Source organism: Aeromonas sp. HMWF015 (assembly GCF_963878965.1).
Taxonomy (GTDB): Bacteria; Pseudomonadota; Gammaproteobacteria; order Enterobacterales; family Aeromonadaceae; genus Aeromonas; species Aeromonas veronii.
Genome location: NZ_CAWNZT010000265.1, coordinates 1 through 1,904 on the forward strand (window position 1 = coordinate 1; position 1,904 = coordinate 1,904).

A 1,904-nucleotide genomic window follows, 5' to 3' on the forward strand; every position below is an offset into this window, starting at 1 on the left:
AAAAAAGCTGATCGGCAGTCTGGTTTAACCCCACTGTGACACCTTTGGCAATGCCGACCTCCCGTACCAGATGATCACCCTTATAGCGGTAACCTCCAAAGTCAGGCTCTTTTGGGTCAGCCACCTTCACCAAAGCGGTCTCATCCACCTTGCTGCCGCTAAACAGGCTGGAGCCACTCTCGTTGCGGGCATTGACCAAATCCAGCAGACCATCCTTGATAATGGCGACTTCACTGGCAACCGCTTTGCGATCCCCTTCAGACAGGGAGCCGTTAGCGGCCGTCTGGGTCAACTCACGCAACCGCATCAGCATGTTGGTCATGGTATCGAGCTGCAACTCCCCCTGGGAGAGCTGGCTCTTGGCGTTGGCGATATTCTTCTGGTACTGCGCCATCGCCACCTGCTCTTTCTGCAAGCCCAGCAGCTGCACACTGCCAACAGGATCATCTGAGGGCTGAAGAATGCGTTTTTGCGTGGAGATCTGGCGATCGAGGCGGGCATACTCGCCGAAGCCATGCTGCAAGTTGTCGAGCATGCTGAGCTGGATCTGGTTGGTACTGATGCGCATGGTTACCCTCCTCAGAACATATTCAGAATGGAGTTGAAGAGCTGTTCGGAGGTGCTGATCACCTTGGCATTGGCCTGATAAGCCTTGGTATACGCCATGATCTTCACCCCTTCTTCATCTGTATTTACACCGCTGACACTGCTCAGCTTGGTCGCCATCTGTTTTTCCATATTGGCATCGGCCTGCATGGTCGCCTTGGCCTGACCACTCTGCACCGCCATCTTGCCCAGCAGCGCACTGTATGCGTTGTACTGGCTATCTTTGATGGTCAGCAACTCCTGCAGGTTGCGGTTATCGCCCTTACCGCCGCCGGTCTTGGCAAAGGCAAGGTCGCTACCGGAAAAACCGGCGACAACGCGCAGGGAACCTGAAGGATTAAGCGGATCGTATGAGAAGAGGGGTTTGCCTTTCGCCCCCTTCAAATCAGAGCCGGTCTCTTGTTTGGCATTAAACTCATCAGCCAGCTTTTTGGCTATCTGATCCAGCTCACCACGCAGTGGACGCAGCACTGTAGTGCGATAATCCATTACCCCCGCCAGAGAGCCACCATGCAATTTAGGCACCTCAAACGTCTGCCCACCGAAAGCGAGGCTGAGTTTATCGCCCGCAAGCGCGAGGGTACTGCTGCTGCTTCCCAGAACCAACGGCTGTCCTTGCGGCAGACTGAGCGCAAACGAGCCATCGCTTTGACGATTGACCCGCACCTCCATATAGGCAGACAACTCACGCACAATCTGTTCGCGACTATCTTCCAGCGCAGCGGTATTAACTGCCTTGGCTGTCTGATCGCCAATCTGCATGTTCAGCTCAGCCAGTTGCTTCAAGTAACTGTTCACTTGGGAAACCGTACTGTTCAGCTGATCATCGATCTGCTTTTCCTGGGTGACCATGCTCTCGTCAAGCTGGGTAAAACGGTTGGCAAGCGCCCCTGCTGAACTGACAATCTGGCTGCGCTGTGCCGGTGTTTCCGGACTGTCGAGCGCAGCACTGAGCGAAGCAAAAAAGCTGTCGAGCCCTTTTGCGATATTCATCGACTCACTGCCCAGCAACTGCTCTGTCGTATTGATGTACTGATGAAAGGCATAAGAGGAACCGGTGGCCGCACGGCTACGCCAGTGTTGGGCTACCAGATAGTCATCCGTTACCCTGCGTACCCCTGTCACCTCGACACCGGCACCATTATCCAACCGCCCGAAACCGGACAGACTGTCCATCATGGCTTCCTGACGGCTATACCCGATTGTATTGACGTTCGCGATATTCTGGGCGGTCAGATTCAATGCAATCTGGGCTGCATTTAGTCCGCTGGCGCCGATATTGAGCAGTGACATCAGTC

At 54.7% G+C, this 1,904-nt stretch carries 1 protein-coding gene and 1 pseudogene; both read right to left on the reverse strand.

The genetic code is table 11. From position 1 onward, the window contains the following. Positions 1 to 568 (reverse strand): annotated as a pseudogene (gene lfgL, locus AACS18_RS14085) (lateral flagellar hook-associated protein LfgL); the annotation flags it as partial. Positions 569 to 579: 11 nt separating this feature from the next. Next, positions 580 to 1,899, reverse strand: coding sequence for a lateral flagellar hook-associated protein LfgK (lfgK, locus tag AACS18_RS14090; RefSeq protein ID WP_108612497.1), 1,320 nt, complete (start codon positions 1,897 to 1,899; stop codon positions 580 to 582). Positions 1,900 to 1,904 lie beyond the last annotated feature (5 nt).